12 protein-coding genes are annotated in these 17,851 nt (G+C 71.1%); 7 read left to right on the forward strand and 5 right to left on the reverse strand.

Going from position 1 to position 17,851, the window contains the following annotated elements:
* The first annotated feature begins 47 nt into the window (after nucleotides 1–47).
* Nucleotides 48–2,981, forward strand: a complete 2,934-nt coding sequence (locus EV292_RS09280) for a TonB-dependent receptor (RefSeq protein ID WP_243693692.1) — start codon at nucleotides 48–50, stop codon at nucleotides 2,979–2,981.
* Nucleotides 2,982–3,094: 113 nt separating this feature from the next.
* Entirely contained in the window at nucleotides 3,095–4,558 is a 1,464-nt protein-coding gene (locus EV292_RS09285) for a tryptophan halogenase family protein (protein WP_132908941.1), read from the forward strand.
* 293 nt (nucleotides 4,559–4,851) lie between these two features.
* Here the strand turns inward: EV292_RS09285 and EV292_RS09290 are convergent, their stop codons facing one another.
* Nucleotides 4,852–5,877, reverse strand: coding sequence for a LacI family DNA-binding transcriptional regulator (locus tag EV292_RS09290; RefSeq protein ID WP_132908942.1), 1,026 nt, complete (start codon nucleotides 5,875–5,877; stop codon nucleotides 4,852–4,854).
* Nucleotides 5,878–6,421: 544 nt separating this feature from the next.
* On the opposite strand from EV292_RS09290, the gene EV292_RS09295 reads away from it, so the two are divergent.
* Genes EV292_RS09295 through EV292_RS09310 form a run of 3 tightly spaced genes read left to right on the forward strand, consistent with a single transcriptional unit; the run spans nucleotide 6,422 to nucleotide 11,771 of the window.
* On the forward strand, nucleotides 6,422–8,203 hold the full coding sequence (locus EV292_RS09295) for an alpha-amylase family glycosyl hydrolase (RefSeq protein ID WP_132909403.1): 1,782 nt from the start codon (nucleotides 6,422–6,424) through the stop codon (nucleotides 8,201–8,203).
* The gene (locus EV292_RS09300) at nucleotides 8,200–10,281 is read left to right on the forward strand and encodes an alpha-glucosidase family protein (RefSeq protein ID WP_207913391.1); all 2,082 of its coding nucleotides are present in this window, start codon (nucleotides 8,200–8,202) and stop codon (nucleotides 10,279–10,281) included. Before EV292_RS09295 ends, EV292_RS09300 begins: the two co-directional genes overlap by 4 nt.
* Complete coding sequence (locus EV292_RS09310) at nucleotides 10,278–11,771, forward strand: MFS transporter (protein ID WP_132908943.1); 1,494 nt, start codon at nucleotides 10,278–10,280, stop codon at nucleotides 11,769–11,771. The genes EV292_RS09300 and EV292_RS09310 overlap by 4 nt, the downstream gene beginning before the upstream one ends.
* 339 nt (nucleotides 11,772–12,110) lie before the next feature.
* On the opposite strand, the gene EV292_RS09315 is transcribed toward EV292_RS09310, so the two are convergent.
* The 3 genes from EV292_RS09315 to EV292_RS09325 all read right to left on the reverse strand — a co-directional run bounded on the left by EV292_RS09315 (nucleotide 12,111) and on the right by EV292_RS09325 (nucleotide 14,239).
* Entirely contained in the window at nucleotides 12,111–12,314 is a 204-nt protein-coding gene (locus EV292_RS09315; RefSeq protein WP_132908944.1) for a hypothetical protein, read from the reverse strand.
* 85 nt (nucleotides 12,315–12,399) lie between these two features.
* The gene (locus tag EV292_RS09320; protein WP_132908945.1) at nucleotides 12,400–13,122 is read right to left on the reverse strand and encodes an NTP transferase domain-containing protein; all 723 of its coding nucleotides are present in this window, start codon (nucleotides 13,120–13,122) and stop codon (nucleotides 12,400–12,402) included.
* 10 nt (nucleotides 13,123–13,132) lie between these two features.
* Complete coding sequence (locus EV292_RS09325) at nucleotides 13,133–14,239, reverse strand: inositol-3-phosphate synthase (RefSeq protein ID WP_132908946.1); 1,107 nt, start codon at nucleotides 14,237–14,239, stop codon at nucleotides 13,133–13,135.
* A gap of 129 nt (nucleotides 14,240–14,368) precedes the next feature.
* Between EV292_RS09325 and EV292_RS09330 the strand changes: the two genes are divergently transcribed.
* Together EV292_RS09330 and EV292_RS09335 are read left to right on the forward strand one after the other, a co-directional pair.
* On the forward strand, nucleotides 14,369–15,238 hold the full coding sequence (locus tag EV292_RS09330) for a CDP-alcohol phosphatidyltransferase family protein (protein ID WP_165927070.1): 870 nt from the start codon (nucleotides 14,369–14,371) through the stop codon (nucleotides 15,236–15,238).
* A gap of 89 nt (nucleotides 15,239–15,327) precedes the next feature.
* The gene (locus EV292_RS09335; RefSeq protein WP_132908948.1) at nucleotides 15,328–15,870 is read left to right on the forward strand and encodes a superoxide dismutase family protein; all 543 of its coding nucleotides are present in this window, start codon (nucleotides 15,328–15,330) and stop codon (nucleotides 15,868–15,870) included.
* A 363-nt stretch (nucleotides 15,871–16,233) separates the two neighbouring features.
* Here EV292_RS09335 and EV292_RS09340 read toward each other — a convergent pair whose 3' ends face one another.
* Nucleotides 16,234–17,784: an MFS transporter gene (locus tag EV292_RS09340; RefSeq protein ID WP_132908949.1), complete on the reverse strand. Its 1,551-nt coding sequence runs from the start codon at nucleotides 17,782–17,784 to the stop codon at nucleotides 16,234–16,236.
* Nucleotides 17,785–17,851: the final 67 nt, after the last annotated feature.

Raw genomic sequence — 17,851 nt, forward strand, 5'->3', positions numbered from 1 at the left:
CAGGCACGGTCGCACCAACGCGGCCGCCGGGACAGGGGAGGATCGTCTTGGACCGCTCGTCATCCGTATCGTCGGCGCGCACGCGCCTCGTCTCGCACGCAAGCGGCGGCGCGCTCGCCGCGGCGCTGCTGCTCGTCGCCACCGCCGCGCAGGCGCAGGAGGCGCCGCCGCAGCCGGCCGCGCCGACCGCCAACCCGACCGCCAAGGCGACGGTCGACCAGCCCGCGCCGCCGGCCGATCCCACGCCCGACGCCAACGCCAACCCCGATCCCACCGCGACCGAGGCGGGCGCGGACGAGATCGTCGTCACCGGCATCCGCGCCAGCCTCGCCAAGTCGGCCGAGATCAAGCGCAACTCGACGATCATCGTCGACTCGGTCTCGGCCGAGGACATCGGCAAGCTGCCCGACGTGTCGGTCGCCGACTCGCTCGCGCGCCTGCCCGGCGTCACCGCGCAGCGCGTCGAGGGCCGCGACCAGAGCCTGTCGATCCGCGGCCTCGGCCCCGATTTCTCGACCACCCTGCTCAACGGCCGCGAGCAGGTCACCACGGGCGACAACCGCGGCGTCGAGTTCGACCAATATCCGTCGGAGTTCTTCAGCAACGTCAACGTCTACAAGTCGGCCGACGCGTCGCTGATCGCGGCCGGCGTGTCGGGCACGGTCGACCTGCGCATGCTGCGCCCGCTCGACCAGAAGGAGCGGCTGTTCGTCGTCTCGGCGCGCGGCCAGATGAACGGCATCGGCAAGCGCAACCCCGACGGGCAGCGCTACGGCTATCGCGCCACCGCCACCTTCGTCGACAAGTTCGCGGGTGACACGCTCGGCATCTCGATCGGCCTCGCCGCGCAGGAATCGCCCACCAACTACGACAAGTACGAGGCCTGGGGCTATCCGGGGCTCAACGACCGCAACGCCAATTGCGACGCGGCAGGCGGCAACCCGTGCCTGCTCGGCGGCGCCAAGCCCTATGTGCAGTCAAACCTGCTCAAGCGCTACGGCGGAGTCGGCACGATCGAGTGGCAGCCGAGCGACTCGTTCCACTCGACCTTCGACGCGCTGTACACGCATTTCGAGGAGACGCAGCACCTGCGCGGGATCGAGTTCCCGCTGGGCTATAACGTCGCGCCCAACCCCGGCTCGGTGACGGTGCAGGACGGCTACGTCCAGACCGCGACCTTCTCGCCGCAGTATACCGTGCAGCGCAACGACCTCAACGAGCGCCGCGCCGACATGTATTCGTTCGGCTGGAACAACGATCTCAAGCTGTCCGAGTCGATCCACCTCAACGTCGACGCGAGCTGGTCGCACGCCAACCGCCGGGACGAGCTGATCGAGACCTATTCCGGCACCGGCTATGGCGGGACCGGGCAGCGCGACACGATCACGATCACGCGCCAGAACAGCGGCATCTACTCGATCGTGCCGACGCTCGACTATAGCAACACCGACGTGATCCGCATCACCGACCCGGGCGGCTGGGGCTATAACGGCACCAACGCGGTGGTGCAGGCGGGCTTCCAGAACCGGCCCAAGTTCAGCGACGACCTCAAGTCGCTGCGCGCGAGCCTGGCCGGCGACTTCGCCGACCTGGGCGTGATCCGCGGCTGGGAGGCCGGCGCCAATTACTCGCAGCGCGAGAAGAAGGCGCGATACACCTCCTATTTCTACTGCCCGTCGGGCATGGGCACGGGCTGCACCGTCGCCAGCGGGACCACCACCTCGATCGCGGTGCCGAGCGACGTGGTGCTCGATCCGGTCTCGCTCGGCTTCATCGGCGTGCCCAACATCCTCGCGCTCGACTCGCGCGGCGTGCTCGACCTGCTCACCCCGGTGTTCGACAACCGCCCGGAGAGCCTCGCCAAGGTGTGGGGCGTGAAGGAGAAGGTCGCGACCGGCTACGCCAAATTGGTGTTCGACGGCACCGCCGGCGGCAAGGCGATGAAGGGCTCGCTCGGCGTCCAGGTGGTGCACACCGACCAGAGCTCGACCGGCCGCATCGCTGGCCTCAACGCCGGCACGGTGACCTTGTCCGAGGTGGCGGGCGGCGTGAAATACACCAACGTGCTGCCCAGCGCGACGCTGTCGGTCGAGCTGATCCCGAGCGGCTTCGTCAAGATGGGCGCGTCGCAGACGATGGTGCGCCCGCGGCTCGACCAGGAGCGGATCTCGCAGAACGTCGCGATCACGCCGGGCAACGTCGGGCGTGGGTCAGACCCGCTCAACAGCCCCTTCTCGTCGGACGGCGGCAACTTCCAGCTGCGCCCGTACAAGTCGACCAACATCGACATGTCGTTCGAGAAATACTTCCCCGGCGGCGGCTATGTCGCGCTGACCGGCTATTACAAGCGGCTGACCGATTACGTCGATCCGAACAACAACGTGCTGTATGACTTCTCGCCGCTGCTCAGCTCGCTGACGCCCGAGCAGCAGGCCATCGTGCGCGCGCAGAACGCGCAGAACGGCCTGTTCAAGCTGCCCGCCAACTCGGGCCGCGGCGAGATCCTCGGTGCCGAGGCGACCTTGTCGCTGCCGCTGCGCATGCTGACGCGCTCGCTCGACGGCTTCGGCCTGTTCGGCAGCGGCAGCTACACCAGCTCGGCGGTACGCTACGACAGCGCGCCGGCGGACACGCAGACGGTGCCGGGCCTGTCGAAGTGGGTGCTCAACGGCACCGCCTATTTCGAGAAATGGGGCTTCCAGGCGCGCACGACCTACCGCTACCGCTCCGAGTTCCTCGCCGAGGTGCGCGGCCTGTCCGCCACGCCGGAGCTGAACACCGCCAAGGCGGAGGGAATCCTCGACGCGCAGATCGGCTATGAATTCCAGAGCGGTCCGCTCCAGGGGCTGGCCATCCTGGCGCAGGCGAAGAACCTGACCGATCAGGCCTTCTACCAGTACACCAACGGCGACCCGCGCCAGGTGCGGCGCTATCAGCGCTACGGCACCGATTATTATGTCGGGCTGACCTACCGGTTCTGACCGGGTTCCCGCCCTCCCTTCCGCCGCGGGGGGGAGGGCGGAGCCGCGCTCGCTTGCCTCGAAGCGCGCGACCTCTCACGATCCACGCCCCGATCCGCCGCGGAGAGCCACGCATGCGCACCATCGTCATCGCCGGCGGCGGCAGCGCGGGGTGGATGTGCGCCGCGGCCTTCTCGCACCTGCTCGGCCCCGGCTGGCGCGTGCGGCTGGTCGAATCGGAGGCGATCGGCACCGTCGGTGTCGGCGAGGCGACGATCCCGCAGATCCGCACCTTCAACCAGGCGCTAGGCCTCGACGAGCGCGCCTTCCTCGACGCCACCCAGGGCACGTACAAGCTCGGCATCGAGTTCGTCGGCTGGGGCGCGCCGGGCGAGCGCTACCTCCACGCCTTCGGCGACGTCGGGCGCGATTCGGGTCTGGTGCCGTTCCACCAGCGCTGGCTGCGCGCGCGGGCGGCGGGGGTGGTGGCGCCGCTGGGCGACCATTCACTCAACGACCTCGCCGCGCGCGAGGGGCGGATGCAGCTCGGCCGCGCGCGCACCGCCGCGCTGCTGCCCGAGATGCCCTACGCCTTCCACTTCGACGCCGCGCTCTACGCCGCGCTGCTGCGCCGCTTCGCCGAGGCGCGCGGGGTGGAGCGGATCGAGGGGCGCATCCTCGGTGTCGAGCGCGCGGGTGAGGCGCTCACGGCATTGCGGCTCGACGGCGACCGGCGCGTCGACGGCGAGCTGTTCGTCGACTGCACCGGCTTCGCCGCGCTGCTGATCGGCGAGGCGATGGCGGTGCCGTACGAGGACTGGACCCGCTACCTGCCGTGCGACCGCGCGCTCGCGCTGCCCTGCGCACGCGTCGCGCCGCCGATCCCCTACACGCGCGCCACCGCGCACGACGCTGGCTGGCAGTGGCGCATCCCGCTGCGTCACCGCACCGGCAACGGCATCGTCTACAGCAGCGCGCACCTCGACGACGCCGCGGCCGAGCAGGTGCTGCGCGCCGGGCTGGACGGCAGCACCGAGGCGGCGCCGCGCGCGATCCGCTTCACCACCGGGCGGCGGCGCGAGCCGTGGTGCGGCAACGTCGTCGCGATCGGGCTGGCGGCGGGGTTCATGGAGCCGCTCGAATCGACCAGCCTCCACCTCGTCCAGTCCGCGATCGCGCGGCTGATCGCGCTGCTGCCCGGTGCGGCAGCGGGACCGGCGACGCGCGACGCGTTCAACCGCCAGAGCGCGACCGAGTGGGAGCGGATCCGCGACTTCCTCGTGCTCCACTATCATGCCAACCGGCGCGACGGCGGGTTCTGGCGCGACTGCCGCGAACTGCCGCTGCCCGAGGCGCTCGCGGCCAAGCTGGCGCTGTGGCGCGAGCAGGGCGTGGTGCTGCGCGAGCAGGACGAATTGTTCACCGAGGTGGCGTGGGTGCAGGTGCTGATCGGGCAGGGGGTGCTGCCGGACGGCCACCACCCGCTCGCCGACGCCGAGCCGCTGGAGGAGGCGCGCGAGTTTCTCTCTTTATGGGCGCAGCTGGTGCGGCGCGAGGTGGCGCAGATGCCGGCTCATGCGACGCTGGTGGGGGGCTGACGCCGTCATGATCACGCGAAGACGCGGAGACGCGAAGAGGGTGTTGCCGCGGCAGCGGCTCTCCTTCCTTCTCCGCAGCTCGTGGGACGGACGCGGAAGCAAGATGGAGTGTTCACGCGGAGGCGCGGAGACGCGGAGGAAGAAGCGCCTGTGGCGGCGTGGCGGCCTTTGCTACGGCTGATGCGGAGAGAGCCGCTGCGCGGCATCGGCCGCCTCTCTGCGCCTCCGCGCCTCCGCGTGAACATTCTTCTTCGCGTCCTCGCGTCTTCGCGTGAACCTGAACTCGGGCAACCTCACGTCGACGCGCGCACCACCAAGGTCGCGGGCAAAGTGAGGTGATCGGTCGGCTCGCCCGCGATCTGGCGCACCAGCGTGTCGACCAGCACCGCGCCGGCGCGCGCGTAATCCTGCGCCACGGTGGTGAGCGGGGGCCGTGTCAGGCTCGCCGCGGGAATGTCGTCGAAGCCGACCACCGACACCGCGCGCGGCACCACCAGCCCGGCCTCGTCGAGCGCGCGCAATGCGCCCAGTGCGATCAGGTCGGAGGCGGCGAACAAAGAGTCGAAGCCGATGCCGCGCGCGATCAGCCGCTGCGTCGCCTCATAGCCGGCCTGCTCCGACGACAGCGCGTCGACGTGCAGCCCCGGGTCCGCCGCCAGCCCGGCCTCGCGCAGCGCGTCGCCGAGGCCGCGGTAGCGGTCGCGGAACTCGGGGTAATGGTCGCTCGCCTCGCCGATGAAGGCGACGCGGCGGCGCCCGCGCTCGATCAGGTGGCGGCCGACCGCACCGCCGCCGGCGCGATTGTCGCAGCCGATCACCGTGCCCAGACCGCCGCTCGCCGCGACCGAACCGTAGCGCACGAACCGCGTCTTCTGCCCGACCAGCTGCTCGACCCGCGCCCGGTACAGCTGCCAGTCGCCGTAACCGAGCAGGATCAGCCCGTCGGCCTTGCGCGAATCGGCATAGTCGACGTGCCAGTCGGCGGAGAGCTGCTGGAACGAGGTGAGCAGGTCGTAGCCGCGCAGCGCGCAGGTCTTCAGGATCGATCCCAGCATCGACAGGAAGAAGGGGTTGATGTGCGAATCGTCGGGCAGCGGGTCCTCGAAGAACAGCAGCGCCAGCGTGCGCGCCTCGCCCTTGCGCAGCGACGAGGCGGCGCGGTCGACCTTGTAGTTGAGCTGGCGCGCGATCGCCTCGATGCGCAGCCGCGTCGCCGCGCTCACCGTCTTGTCGCCGCGCAGCGCGCGCGACACGGTGGGCTGCGAGACGCCGGCCAGCGCCGCGATGTCGAACGAGGTGACTTTGTCGGACAGCGCCATGGCGGCGGATCGGTCTCTCCAGCGGGAGCATCTTCTACCGCGCGGGCGGCGCGCTGTGAATACGTATGCCCTGCGCTGGCCAAGCGCGCCCGCGCGCCGCATCAGGCGGCGAAGCGCGCGGCCTGTCCCGACGCGGCACGGGGAGGGTGAGCGGATGGCGGTGTCACGGTCTGCGCTGGAGCTGTGCTCGCGCGGAAGCGGGAGTCCAGGGTTGAGGAACGGCGCGTTCGCGGCTCTGGGTTCCCGCGTGCGCGGGAACACGGGGGAGGGGGGGACTGCTTCTTCCTCACCGTCGCTGCGCCAGACGGACAGCGCCGCTCCCTCCTTCCTACCGTCACCAGGGGGGCACGCCGCCGCTCCCTTCTCTTTGGCGTCATCCCGAACTTGTTTCGGGATCCACCGTGCCGCGTATTCAGCGGCCGCGGCGCTCGCGGGACCGTGGATCCTGAAACGAGTTCAGGATGACGCCAGTGGGAAGGCGCGGCGGCGCGGTAAGGAAGGAAGCGTGCGCATCCGCCCCTTCACCCTCGCGTCCCTCGCCGCGCTGCTCACCACCGCGACCCCGGCGCTCGCCGACCCGCTGGCCGACCTGCGTGCGCGACCGCCGCAGGACGAGGTGATCTATTTCGCCCTCCCCGACCGCTTCGACAACGCCGATCCGACCAACGACCGCGGCGGGCTGACCGGCGACCGGCTTGTCACCGGCTACGACCCGACCGCCAAGGGCTTCTATCACGGCGGCGACCTCAAGGGGCTGACGCGACGGCTCGACTATGTCCAGGCGCTCGGCGCGACCGCGATCTGGGTCGGGCCGATCTTCCGCAACAAGCCGGTGCAAGGCCCCAAGGGGCAGGAGAGTGCTGGCTATCACGGCTATTGGATCACCGACTTCGAGCATGTCGACCCGCATCTCGGCACCGACGCCGACTTCAAGGCGCTGGTCGATGCCGCACACGCGCGCGGGATCAAGGTCTACATGGACATCATCGTCAACCACACCGCCGACGTGATCCAGTATCGCGAGTGCGGCGACTGCGCCTATCGCAGCCGCGCCGACTATCCCTATCAGCGCCGCGGCGGCGTCGACGGCGCCGCGATCAACCCCGGCTTTGCCGGCGACCAGGACGGGAGCGCGGCCAATTTCGCGCGCCTGACCGATCCCCGCTACGCCTACACCCCTTTCGTTCCGAAGCGCGAGGAGAAGGCCAAGTCGCCGGCCTGGCTCAACGACATCACGCTCTACCACAATCGCGGCAACACGACCTTCACCGACGAGAGCTCGACCATGGGCGATTTCGTCGGGCTGGACGATCTGATGACCGAGAACCCGCGCGTCGTCAGCGGTATGATCGACATCTTCGGCGGCTGGATCGACCGTTTCGGCGTGGACGGCTTCCGCATCGACACCGCGCGCCACGTCAACCCCGAGTTCTGGCAGCAGTTCGTCCCCGCGATCCGGGCGCGGGCCAAGGCGCGCGGCATCCCGAACTTCCACGTCTTCGGCGAGGTGGCGGCCGACCAGCTCGAACCCGGCCCGCTCGCGGTCCACACGCGCGTCGACGAGCTGCCCGCGGTGCTCGACTTCGCCTTCCGCCGCGCGGTGCTCGACACGGTGGCGGGGAAGCGCGGCACCGACGCGTTCGAGACGCTGATCCGCGGCGATGCGCTGTACGAGGGTGGGGAGGCGACCGCGCGCACGCTGCCCACCTTCGTCAGCAACCACGACAACGGCCGCTTCGCCTTCTACGTGCGGCAGGCGCTGCCGCAGGCCAGCGACGACGAGGTGCTGCGCCGGGTCGAGCTCGCCAACGCGATGCTGCTCACGCTGCGCGGCGTGCCGACGATCTACTCGGGCGACGAGCAGGGCTTCACCGGCGACGGCAACGACCAGGACGCGCGCGAGGATATGTTCGCCAGCCGCGTCGCCAGCTACAACGACAATCGCCTGCTCGGCACCACCACGACCACCGCCATCGCCCATTTCGGCCGCGACAACCCGCTGTTCCGCCAGATCGCGACGCTGGCGCACGTGCGCCGCGCCGAGCCGGCGCTGCGCGAGGGGCGGACGCTGCTGCGCGCGCGCGAGGACAAGCCCGGGCTGCTCGCGGTCTCGCGCGTCGATGCGGCGAGCGGGCGCGAGATCCTGCTCGCCTTCAACACCTCGACCCGGCCCATCGAGCGGCTGGTCGAGATCGGCGTGCGCGGCGCCACCGCCGCCACGCTCGCGGGCGAGGGCTGCGCCGCGCGCGCCGCCGCGCCCGGATCGCTGCGTGTGACCTTGCCGCCGCTCGGCTATGCCGTATGCGCTATCGGAGAGACAGAATGACCGACCCGTGGTGGAAGGGCGCCGCCGTCTACCAGATCTACCCGCGCAGCTTCGCCGACGCGAACGGCGACGGCGTGGGCGACCTGCGCGGCATCACCGCGCATCTCGATTATGTCGCCGCGCTCGGGGTCGACGCGATCTGGATCTCGCCCTTCTACACCTCGCCGATGCGCGACTTCGGCTATGACGTCGCCGATTACTGCGACGTCGACCCGACCTTCGGCACGCTCGCCGACTTCGACGCGCTGGTGGCGCGCGCGCACGCGCTGGGGCTCAAGGTGATCACCGACCAGGTGTGGTCGCACACCTCGGACCAGCACGCCTGGTTCCGCCAGAGCCGCCAGCGCCGCGACGGCGACAAGCACGACTGGTATGTCTGGGCGGATGCCAAGCAGGACGGTTCGCCACCCAACAATTGGCAGTCGGTGTTCGGCGGCCCGGCCTGGACCTGGGACGCGCGGCGGCAGCAATATTATCTCCACACCTTCCTGCGCGAGCAGCCCCAGCTCAACGTGCGAGAGCCGGCGGTGCAGGAGGCGCTGCTGGCGGTGGGACGGTTCTGGCTGGAGCGCGGCGTCGACGGCTTCCGGCTCGACGCGATCAACCACGCGATGGGCAGCGCGGCGCTGACCGACAACCCGCCCGCGCCGCCCTCGAACAAGCCGCGCACGCGCTCGTTCGACTTCCAGCTCAAGCAGCACAGTCAGGACCAGCCCGACATGCTGCCCTTCGTCGAGCGCATCCGCGCGCTGACCGACGAATACCCGGACCGCTTCACCGTGGCCGAGATCGGCGGTGAGGAGAGCGACTGGGTGCGCAAGGACTATACCGCGCCGCGCCGGCTCGACACCGCCTACGGCTTCGACTTCCTCTACGCCGAGCAGCTGACCCCGGAACTGGTGCGCGCCGCGCTGGCGCAATGGCCCGGTGCGGCGGGCGAGGGCTGGCCGAGCTGGGCGTTCGAGAATCACGACGCGCCGCGCGCGGTGTCGCGCTGGGCGCTGCCGGAGCACCGCGACGCCTTCGCGCGCGCCAAGATGGTGCTGCTGGCCGGACTGCGCGGGAATATCTTCCTCTACCAGGGCGAGGAGCTGGGGCTGACCCAGGTGGCGGTGCCGTTCGAGCTGCTCCAGGACCCCGAGGCGATCGCCAACTGGCCGCTGACGCTCAGCCGCGACGGCGCGCGCACGCCGATGCCGTGGCGGGCGGAGGGGCCGGGGCACGGCTTCACCGCGGGGACGCCGTGGCTGCCGTTCGGCGCGGATCACGGCGCGATGGCGGTGGACGCGCAGGAGGCCGACGCGGGCTCGCTGCTGCACTGGACGCGGCGACTGCTGGCGCTGCGGCGCGCGCATGCCGCGCTGCGGGTGGGGACGATCGCCTTCGTCGATCTCGGACCGGGGGTGGTGGCGTTCGAGCGCGTCGCCGGCGACGAGCGGCTGCTGTGCGTGGTGAACCTGACGCCCGAGCCGCGCGCGCTGGCGCTGCCAGAGGGGGTGACGCTGGTGGCGAGCGGGGTGAGCGGGTCGCGGTTCGAGGGTTACGGCGCGCTGCTGGCGCTGCGTGCGCCGGTGGGGGCCGAGGTGGGGGAGGCCGCCGCATCTCGCGTGCCGCCCGCAACTGGGCTCCGGCCTTCGCCGTCGCATGCGGGTGGCGAGAGGCGGAACTCTCCCCCCTTCTCCACCGCCCCGGCGGACGCCGGGGCCCAGTTGGGGGACGTTTTCGCATCTCGCGTGCCGCCCGCACCTGGGCCCCGGCCTGCGCCGGGGCACGCGTGGAGTGAGGGGCGGAACTCTCTCCCCAGCGGTGCCCCGGCGGACGCCGGGGCCCAGTTGGGGGACGTTTCCGCATCTCGCGTGCCGCCCGCAACTGGACCCCGGCGTTCGCCGGGGCGGTCGGAACTGGGGGGTAGGTCGTCGCCGCTCGCTCACAACGTCGCCGCCGCCGTCGCCGACGCCGACCCCATCGCCACCGCCACCGCCGCCACCGCCGCCACCGCCGCCACCGCCGCCACCGCCGCCGACACCGACGCGGACGCCACCCCCGCCGCCACCCCCCGCGCGGCTCCCCGCGCATGACCCAGCCGCGTCGCCGCCGTCAGTCGCTCGCCGGACTGGCCAACATCAGCTTCGGCTTCTTCGGTATCCAGATCGGCTTCGCGCTGCAGAACGCGAACATGAGCCGTATCTTCCAGTCGCTCGGCACGCGGCTCGACGATCTGCCCGCTCTGTGGGTCGCCGCGCCGCTCACCGGGCTGCTCGTCCAGCCCGTGATTGGTCATCTGAGCGATCGCACCTGGCTCGGCCGCTTCGGGCGGCGGCGGCCCTATTTCCTCGCCGGCGCGCTGCTCGCCGCGCTATCGCTGCTGGTGATGCCGCTCAGCCCCGGGCTGCTCGTCGCCGCGCTGATGCTGTGGGTGCTCGACGCCTCGCTCAATATCTCGATGGAGCCGTTCCGCGCCTTCGTCGGCGACATGCTCGACCGCGACCAGCACGCCGCCGGCTATGGCGTGCAGACCGCCTTCATCGGTGCGGGCGCGGTGGTCGGCTCGATCTTCCCCTGGCTGCTCGAGCGGGCGGGCGTGTCGAACGTCGCGCCCCCCGGCGTCATCCCCGACTCGGTACGCGTTGCCTTCTGGGCCGGCGGCGCCGCGCTGCTGCTGAGCGTGCTGTGGACAGTGCTGACCACGCGCGAATATGCGCCCGAGGAGATGGCCGCCTTCGACGGCGCGCCGGCCGCCGACGAGGCCGCGGGCCACGCCGCGCTCGCGGCGCGCGGTGACGGCGCGCCGTTCGCCTGGGTCGGCGCGGGCGCGGCGGTGGTGGCGCTCGTCGCCGCGCTCGGGCTGGAGAAGGAAATGTACCTGCTCGGCGCGCTGCTCGCCGGCTACGGCCTCGCCAGCCTCGTCGCGATCCGGCGCGCGCGGCGGGGGCGGGGCGCGGGGATGCTCGGGCATCTCGTCGGCGATTTCGCGGGCATGCCGCCGCTGATGAAGCGGCTCGCGCTCGTCCAGTTCTTCAGCTGGTCGGCGCTGTTCATCATGTGGATCAACACCACCCCGGTCGTCACCGGCGCCTTCTACGGCGCGCCCGACGCCGCCAGCCCGGCCTATCAGGAGGGTGCCAACTGGGTCGACGTGCTGTTCGCCACCTACAATGGCGTGGCGGCGGTCTCCGCGCTGCTGCTGCTGCCGTGGCTGGCGCGGCGCGTCGGCAAGGCGCGCACTCACGCGATCGGCCTCAGCTGCGGCGCGCTCGGCTTCGCCAGCGTGTTCGTGGTGCCCGACGCGCGCTGGCTACTGCTGAGCGAGGTGGCGATCGGCATCGCCTGGTCGACCATCCTGGCGATGCCCTATGCGATCCTCGCCTCAGCGCTGCCGCAGCGCAAGCTCGGGGTGTACATGGGGCTGTTCAACGTCTTCGTGGTGCTGCCCCAACTGCTGGTGGCGACGGTGATGGGCTCGATCACCAAGCATTTCTTCCCGACCGCACCGATCTGGACGATGGCCTTCGCTGCCGCGACGATGCTGGCGGCGGCCGCGGCGATGCTGCGGGTGCGGGTGGAGTGAGCGGGGGGTGGTTGGGGCGGCAAACGTGATCCACCCACCGCCGTTCCCGCGGTGCGGCGGCGGGGTGGAGATTCACGCGAAGACGCGAAGAAGGTTGTTCACGCAGAGGCGCGGAGGCGCGGAGGCGCAGAGAGGAGGTCTCCGCCGCGTCAGCGGCTTTCCATCCACATGATGATGTGGCGCGTGCCGTTGTGCTTCGCGTCTCCGCGCCTCCGCGTGAACAATCTGCTCTTCTTCTGCGCTCGCCCGATCACCGCTTTACGGCGAGGAGATGAGAGCCGCTGCCGCGGCCGAGACATCTTCGCGTCATCGCGTCTTCGCGTGAACTCAACCGATCCCCTAAGGCCGCGCGGGCGCGGTCTCGCCGCCCTGCGCCGCCAGCGCCATCGCGCGCGCGGTGCCGGTGGCGGGCTTGAGCCGCGTCGCCGACGCGTCGCGGCCGTAGTTGAGGTACAGTACCGTCGCGATCAGCAGCGCGATCGCCAGCAGCGCGGGCCAGCCGGCGAAGCTGCGGTAGGAGAAGCCGTGCTTGTTCGTGTCCATGGCGATCCTCGTCGTCGGAACTCGCCGCTGCAATGACATAGCGGGCGGACACGTTCCCGCTGATCGAGGTTACATTTTCTTGCTGTCAGGCGGCGCGGGGATGCGCCGCCAGCGCGGCCTCGGCCTGGTCAAGCGCGCGGGGATCGTCGACGTCGAGCCACCAGGCGTCGCCGACGTCGACCACCCGCGCCTCGCCGCGCGCCGCCAGCGCCTCGACCCCGGCCGAGATCGAGCCGCTGCCACCGGCCGCGATCGACTCGCGCAGCGCGTCATGGAAGCGCGCGTCGACCGCGAACACGCCGGTGTCGTAGCAGTCATAGTCGGGCAGGTGCTTGCCGATCGCGACGATGCGGTCGCCCTCGGTGCGGACGCGCGTGACGTCGTCGAGGTCGACCAAGGGATTGTCGAGCCGGCGGTCGACCCCGAGCGTCAGCGCCGCCTCCGGCGCCGCGATCACGCGCGCGATCAGCGCCGGGTCGAGCAGATGGTCCGCCATCATCAGCAGGTGACGGCGCGGGCCGATCGCCTCGGCGCCGGTCAGCACCGAATGGCCGTTGGCGAGCGACCAGTCGGGGGTGCGCACGAAGCGCAGCGGCACGTCGAGCGTCGCCGCGACCGAGGCGAGATGACGCTCCAGCCGCTCGCCCTCGTGTCCGGTGACCACCGTCACGTCGGTGACGCCGCCGTCGAGCGCGGCGCGCAGCACGCGCTCGATCAGCGGCACGCCCTGCACGAGCGTCAGCGGTTTCGAGGGGGATACCGCGCGCAGCCGGCTGCCATAGCCGGCCGCGACGATGAGCGCGTGCAAGGGGAGGGCCTTACTCGGCGGCGAGGCGCGCGTCGGCGTGGATGAACTCGTTGGTCATCGCCGCCGCCACGTCGTCGGTCACCTGCTGCGGCGGGTGCTTGCAGAAGAACGCCGACGGACCCTCGAGCGCACCGGCGATGCCGCGCTCCAGGCCGAGCTTCACGCAGCGGATCGCGTCCACCACGACCGCGGCCGAGTTGGGCGAATCCTCGACCGACAGGCGCAGCTCGAGGTTCATCGGCACGCCGCCGAACAGGTCGCCCTCGAGGCGGAGGAAGCACAGCTTGTTGTCGCCGAGCCAGGGGATGTAGTCCGACGGACCGACGTGGATGTTCTCGTCCGCGAGCCGCTCGGCGATCACCGCCTGCACCGCCTCGGTCTTCGACTCCTTCTTGCTCGCCAGCCGGTTGCGGTCGAGCATGTTCATGAAGTCGGTGTTGCCGCCGGTGTTGAGCTGGTAGGTGTGATCGATCGTCACGCCGCGCTGGCCGAACAGGTTCGACAGCACGCGATGGACGATCGTCGCGCCGACCTGCGCCTTCACGTCGTCGCCGATGATCGGCAGGCCGGCGTCGGCGAACTTCTTCTCCCACTCGGGGCGCGAGGCGATGAACACCGGCATGCAGTTGACCACGCCGAGGCCCGCCTCGAGCGCGCACTCCATGTAGAACTCGGTCGCCTCCTGGCTGCCGACCGGGAGGAAGTTGACCAGGATCTCGGCGCCGGTGCGCTTGAGCTCGGCGATGATCTCCGCCTTCTCCGCGTCGCGCGTGTCGTTGATCTCGAAGCCGCGGTCGTTGGCGGCGGTGAGCATGTGCGGCGCGACGCCGTCCAGCTTGGCGCCCATCTTCACGATCGTCCCGGTCTTGGGCACGTCCGCGTGGAACACCTTGGTGCAGTTCGGCTTGGCGAAGATCGCCTCGCCCAGGTCGAGCCCGACCTTGCGCGAATCGACGTCGAACGCCGCGACGAAATCGAGGTCGCCGACCTTGTAGCCGCCGATCTCCTCGTGGATCAGGCCGGCGGCGGTGTTGCTACCGGCATAGTGGTATTTGCCCTGCACGAGGCTGCTCGCGCAGTTCCCAACCCCGATGACCGCCACCTTGATCGAAGCCATTCTACCCCACTTGTCGGCCCCTAGCCGAGCTGAAGACATATACGTTGCCGCTTCGTGACAGATACGTGGCAACTGTCAAGCGGACCGATCGCCTGTATAGGCGCGCCGGGGCAAATGCACGAGGAACGCGTGAACGATTCCGAACCGGCTGTGGCGGGGAAGCCGCGCGAGCTACAAGGTTTTCTGAACAGGACGATTTATCACCCGCTGGCGCACCTGCTGGCGCGCGCGCTGGTGCCCACGCCGGTGACGCCGAACATGGTCTCGATCGCGGGCGCGCTGATGGTGATGGCGGCGGCGGTGCTCTACGCGCGGGTGGGGACGCCAGGGGCGATCGCGCTCGGTTTCCTGCTCCACTGCCTGTGGCACGTGGTGGACGGCGCCGACGGCGCGCTGGCGCGGCTGTCGGGGCGCGCCTCGCCCTCGGGCGAGATCGTCGACGGGCTGTGCGACTATGCCGGCCACGCGGTGATGTACACGCTGCTGGGTGCGGCGATGGACGACCGCATCGGCTGGGTCGCCTGGCCGATCGTGGTGCTCGCCGGCGTGAGCCGCGCGGTGCAGTCGGTCTTCGCCGAGAGCCAGCGCCGCACCTATCAATGGTGGGCCTATGACGTGCCGTGGCTGCAGACCGCGAAGTCGGGCGGCGACGGCATCGGGGTGAAGCTGTCAGCGCTCTATCTCTGGGCGTGGCACAGGATGTCGGGGCCGACGCAGGTGGTGAACGCGCTGGTGGCGAGCGCCGCCGCCGACCCGCCCGAGCGCCGCCGCATCGCGCAGATCGCGCGCGAGCAGGGACGCAAGCTGCTGCCCGCCGCCGCGGTGCTCGGCGCCAACCCGCGCACGATCCTGCTCGGGCTCAGCATGATCGCGGGGACGCCGCTGTGGTTCTTCCTGATCGAGATCGTGGTGCTCAACGTGGTGCTGGTGCTCGCGATCGTGCAGGCTGCCTATGTCGGGCGGCGGATGACCGCGCTGATCGCGCACGGGCACCGCTGACCCAAGCCGGTCGGGCGCGGAACCGCGCGCGCGGCCCGCGGGTTGCCTGCGGCAAGAACATGGATCAGCGAGATTTTAGGGAGCGAGCGATGCGACGGATCACGGCGATGACGACGGTGGGGCTGGCGACGCTGGCGCTCGCCGCGTGCAACGACCAGGCGAAGATGGACACGGGCGCGCCGGTCGCGGGCGGTGCCAGCGCCACCGCGCAGCTCGCCACCGCGACGGGCGCGCCGGCCGGCCGCGCCACCGCGACCGAGGTGGCGGGTGGGCTGCGCTTCACCGTGGACGCCAGCGGGATGCCGCCGGGCACGCACGGCGCGCACGTCCATATGGTTGGCCGCTGCGACCCGCCGGGCTTCGAGAGCGCGGGCGGCCACTGGAACCCGACGCAGATGAAGCACGGCACGATGAACCCGCAGGGGCCGCACCAGGGCGACCTGCCCAACCTCGTGATCGGCAGCGACGGCCGCGGCACGATCGGCGCGACGATCCCGGGCGCGACCATGGCCGGGCTGCTCGACGCCGACGGCGCCGCGATGGTGATCCACGCCGGGCAGGACGATCTGAAGACCGATCCCAGCGGCAACTCGGGCGCGCGCATCGCCTGCGGCGTGTTCCAGGCGGGGTGAGGAGGGCGGGGCCGGTAACGCCGGTCCCTTCTCACTGGCGTCATCCTGAGCTGGTCTCAGGATCCACCGCGCCGCATGCTCAGGTGCCGGGGCGCTCGTGGCTCATCGGCCCGCCCCCCACTGGCGTCATCCTGAGCTCGTCTCAGGATCCACCGGGCCGCATACTCAGACGCCGAGGCGCCGAGGCTCATCGGCCCGCTCCCACTGGCGTCATCCTGAGCTCGTCTCAGGATCCACCCTGCCGCATACTCAGATGCCGAGGCGCTCGCGGGACGGTGGATCCTGAAACAAGTTCAGGATGACGCCATGACGTGAGGGGCGCTCGGGAGGGCGAGGAGAGGCAGGCGCCGTCCCCGTCTCACCTCACCCCAGCTCCCCCGCCGCCCGCGCGCGCGCCTCGCGGGTCCGCTCCGCCTCGGGCACCAGCCGGTAGGCCGCCACGCCCGCGGCCACACCCAGCGGCACCACCGCGAGCAGCGCCAGCATCCCGGTCGACAGGCTGCCGCTCAGCGTCGAGATCCGTCCCGCGAGGTACGGCCCGAGCGCCAGCCCGAGCAGCGTCGTCCCGATGAAGAAGGTCGCCGTCGCGGTACCGCGCATGCGCGGCAGCACCAGGTCCTGCGTCGCCGCCGCGGCCGAGCCAAGCCCCCAGCTCGCCAGATATTGCGACGCGAACAGGCACAGGTAGAGCGTCAGCGGCGCGCCCGCGGTGAAGCCGATCACGAGGAAGGGCACCGGCAGCACCGCGCCGCACAGCACCGGCACCAGCCGCCCCGACGGGTTGGTCCGCCGCAGCCGGTCCGCGATCAGCCCGCCGCTCGTCACGCCGAGGAAGCCAGACAGCGCCGCGCCGCCGCCCAGGATCAGCCCGGCCTCTGCCGGCGACACCGCGAGCGCGCGCATCGCATAAGGTGCCGCCCAGAAGGACGCGGCGTAGCTCAGGAAGGCGTTGAGCCCATAGGCCACCACGACGCACAGGAAGGCGGGCGTGCCGACGATCAGCGCGAAGGTCGGCGGGTCGCGCCGGCGCAGCGCGCTCGCCCAGGAGAAGACCGCGTAGACCCCGGTGGCGACCGCGATCCACTGCGGCAGCGGCTCGCCCAAAGCGTGCAGCAGCGCCACCGCCGCGCCCACCGCCGCGAGCGCGACGACATTGGCCGCCAGCGCGCGGACCCCGCGCCGCGCCGCCGCGATCAGCGTGAGCGGGGGCAGGATCGTCAGCAGCTCGCTGCCGAAGGCGCGGAACGGCGCGGGATGCGGCGGGGGCGGGGGCAGCCCCTCGACCGCGCCGCGCACCGGCTCGCGCAGCGTCGCCACCAGCGCGGCGAGCAGCAGGCCGGGCAGCCCGACCGCGAGGAAGGCGGCCTGCCAGCCGGCGAGCCCGAGCGGCGGGTCGGTCGGGAAGGCGCGCTGCCAATGCTGCACCACCAGTCCGCCGACCAGCAGCGAGCAGCCCCCGCCGACATAGATGCCCGCCGAGTAGATCGACAGCGCGGTGGCGCGCAGCTTGCGCGGGAAATAGTCCGAGATCAGCGAATAGGCCGAGGGTGACGCGGTCGCCTCGCCGACCCCCACGCCGACGCGCGCGGCGGCGAGCTGCGCGCCCCCACTCGCCAGGCCGGAGAGCGCGGTCATGGTCGACCACAGCGCCAGCCCCACCGTCATCAGCCGCACGCGGTGCCAGCTGTCGGCGAGGCGGCCGAGCGGGATGCCGAACAAGGCGTAGAAGACGCCGAAGGCGGTACCGTAGAGGAAGCCCAGGTCCTCGTCGCGCAGGCGGAGGTCGCGCTTGATGTCCTCGGCGAGGATCGAGATCACCTGCCGGTCGACGAAATTGAGGATGTAGACGACGAACAGGACCGCGAGCACGTACCACGCATAGCCGCTCGCGCGCTGGTCGCCGTCCGGGGTCATGCCCGTTCCCTCCCGATGTTCGTCGTTGCGGGGAGCGTAACAGAGGCGGGCCGGGAGGGAAGGGGGC

It is taken from the genome of Sphingomonas sp. BK235, from assembly GCF_004345855.1.
GTDB lineage: Bacteria > Pseudomonadota > Alphaproteobacteria > Sphingomonadales > Sphingomonadaceae > Sphingomonas.

What these genes read in the sequence shown, in the direction of transcription:
- EV292_RS09285 (WP_132908941.1), top strand. Translation starts at nt 3,095, where the DNA reads ATGCGCACCATCGTCATCGCCGGCGGCGGCAGCGCGGGGTGGATGTGC.
- EV292_RS09290 (WP_132908942.1), bottom strand. Translation starts at nt 5,877, where the DNA reads ATGGCGCTGTCCGACAAAGTCACCTCGTTCGACATCGCGGCGCTGGCC.
- EV292_RS09300 (WP_207913391.1), top strand. Translation starts at nt 8,200, where the DNA reads ATGACCGACCCGTGGTGGAAGGGCGCCGCCGTCTACCAGATCTACCCG.
- EV292_RS09310 (WP_132908943.1), top strand. Translation starts at nt 10,278, where the DNA reads ATGACCCAGCCGCGTCGCCGCCGTCAGTCGCTCGCCGGACTGGCCAAC.
- EV292_RS09315 (WP_132908944.1), bottom strand. Translation starts at nt 12,314, where the DNA reads ATGGACACGAACAAGCACGGCTTCTCCTACCGCAGCTTCGCCGGCTGG.
- EV292_RS09325 (WP_132908946.1), bottom strand. Translation starts at nt 14,239, where the DNA reads ATGGCTTCGATCAAGGTGGCGGTCATCGGGGTTGGGAACTGCGCGAGC.
- EV292_RS09335 (WP_132908948.1), top strand. Translation starts at nt 15,328, where the DNA reads ATGCGACGGATCACGGCGATGACGACGGTGGGGCTGGCGACGCTGGCG.
- EV292_RS09340 (WP_132908949.1), bottom strand. Translation starts at nt 17,784, where the DNA reads ATGACCCCGGACGGCGACCAGCGCGCGAGCGGCTATGCGTGGTACGTG.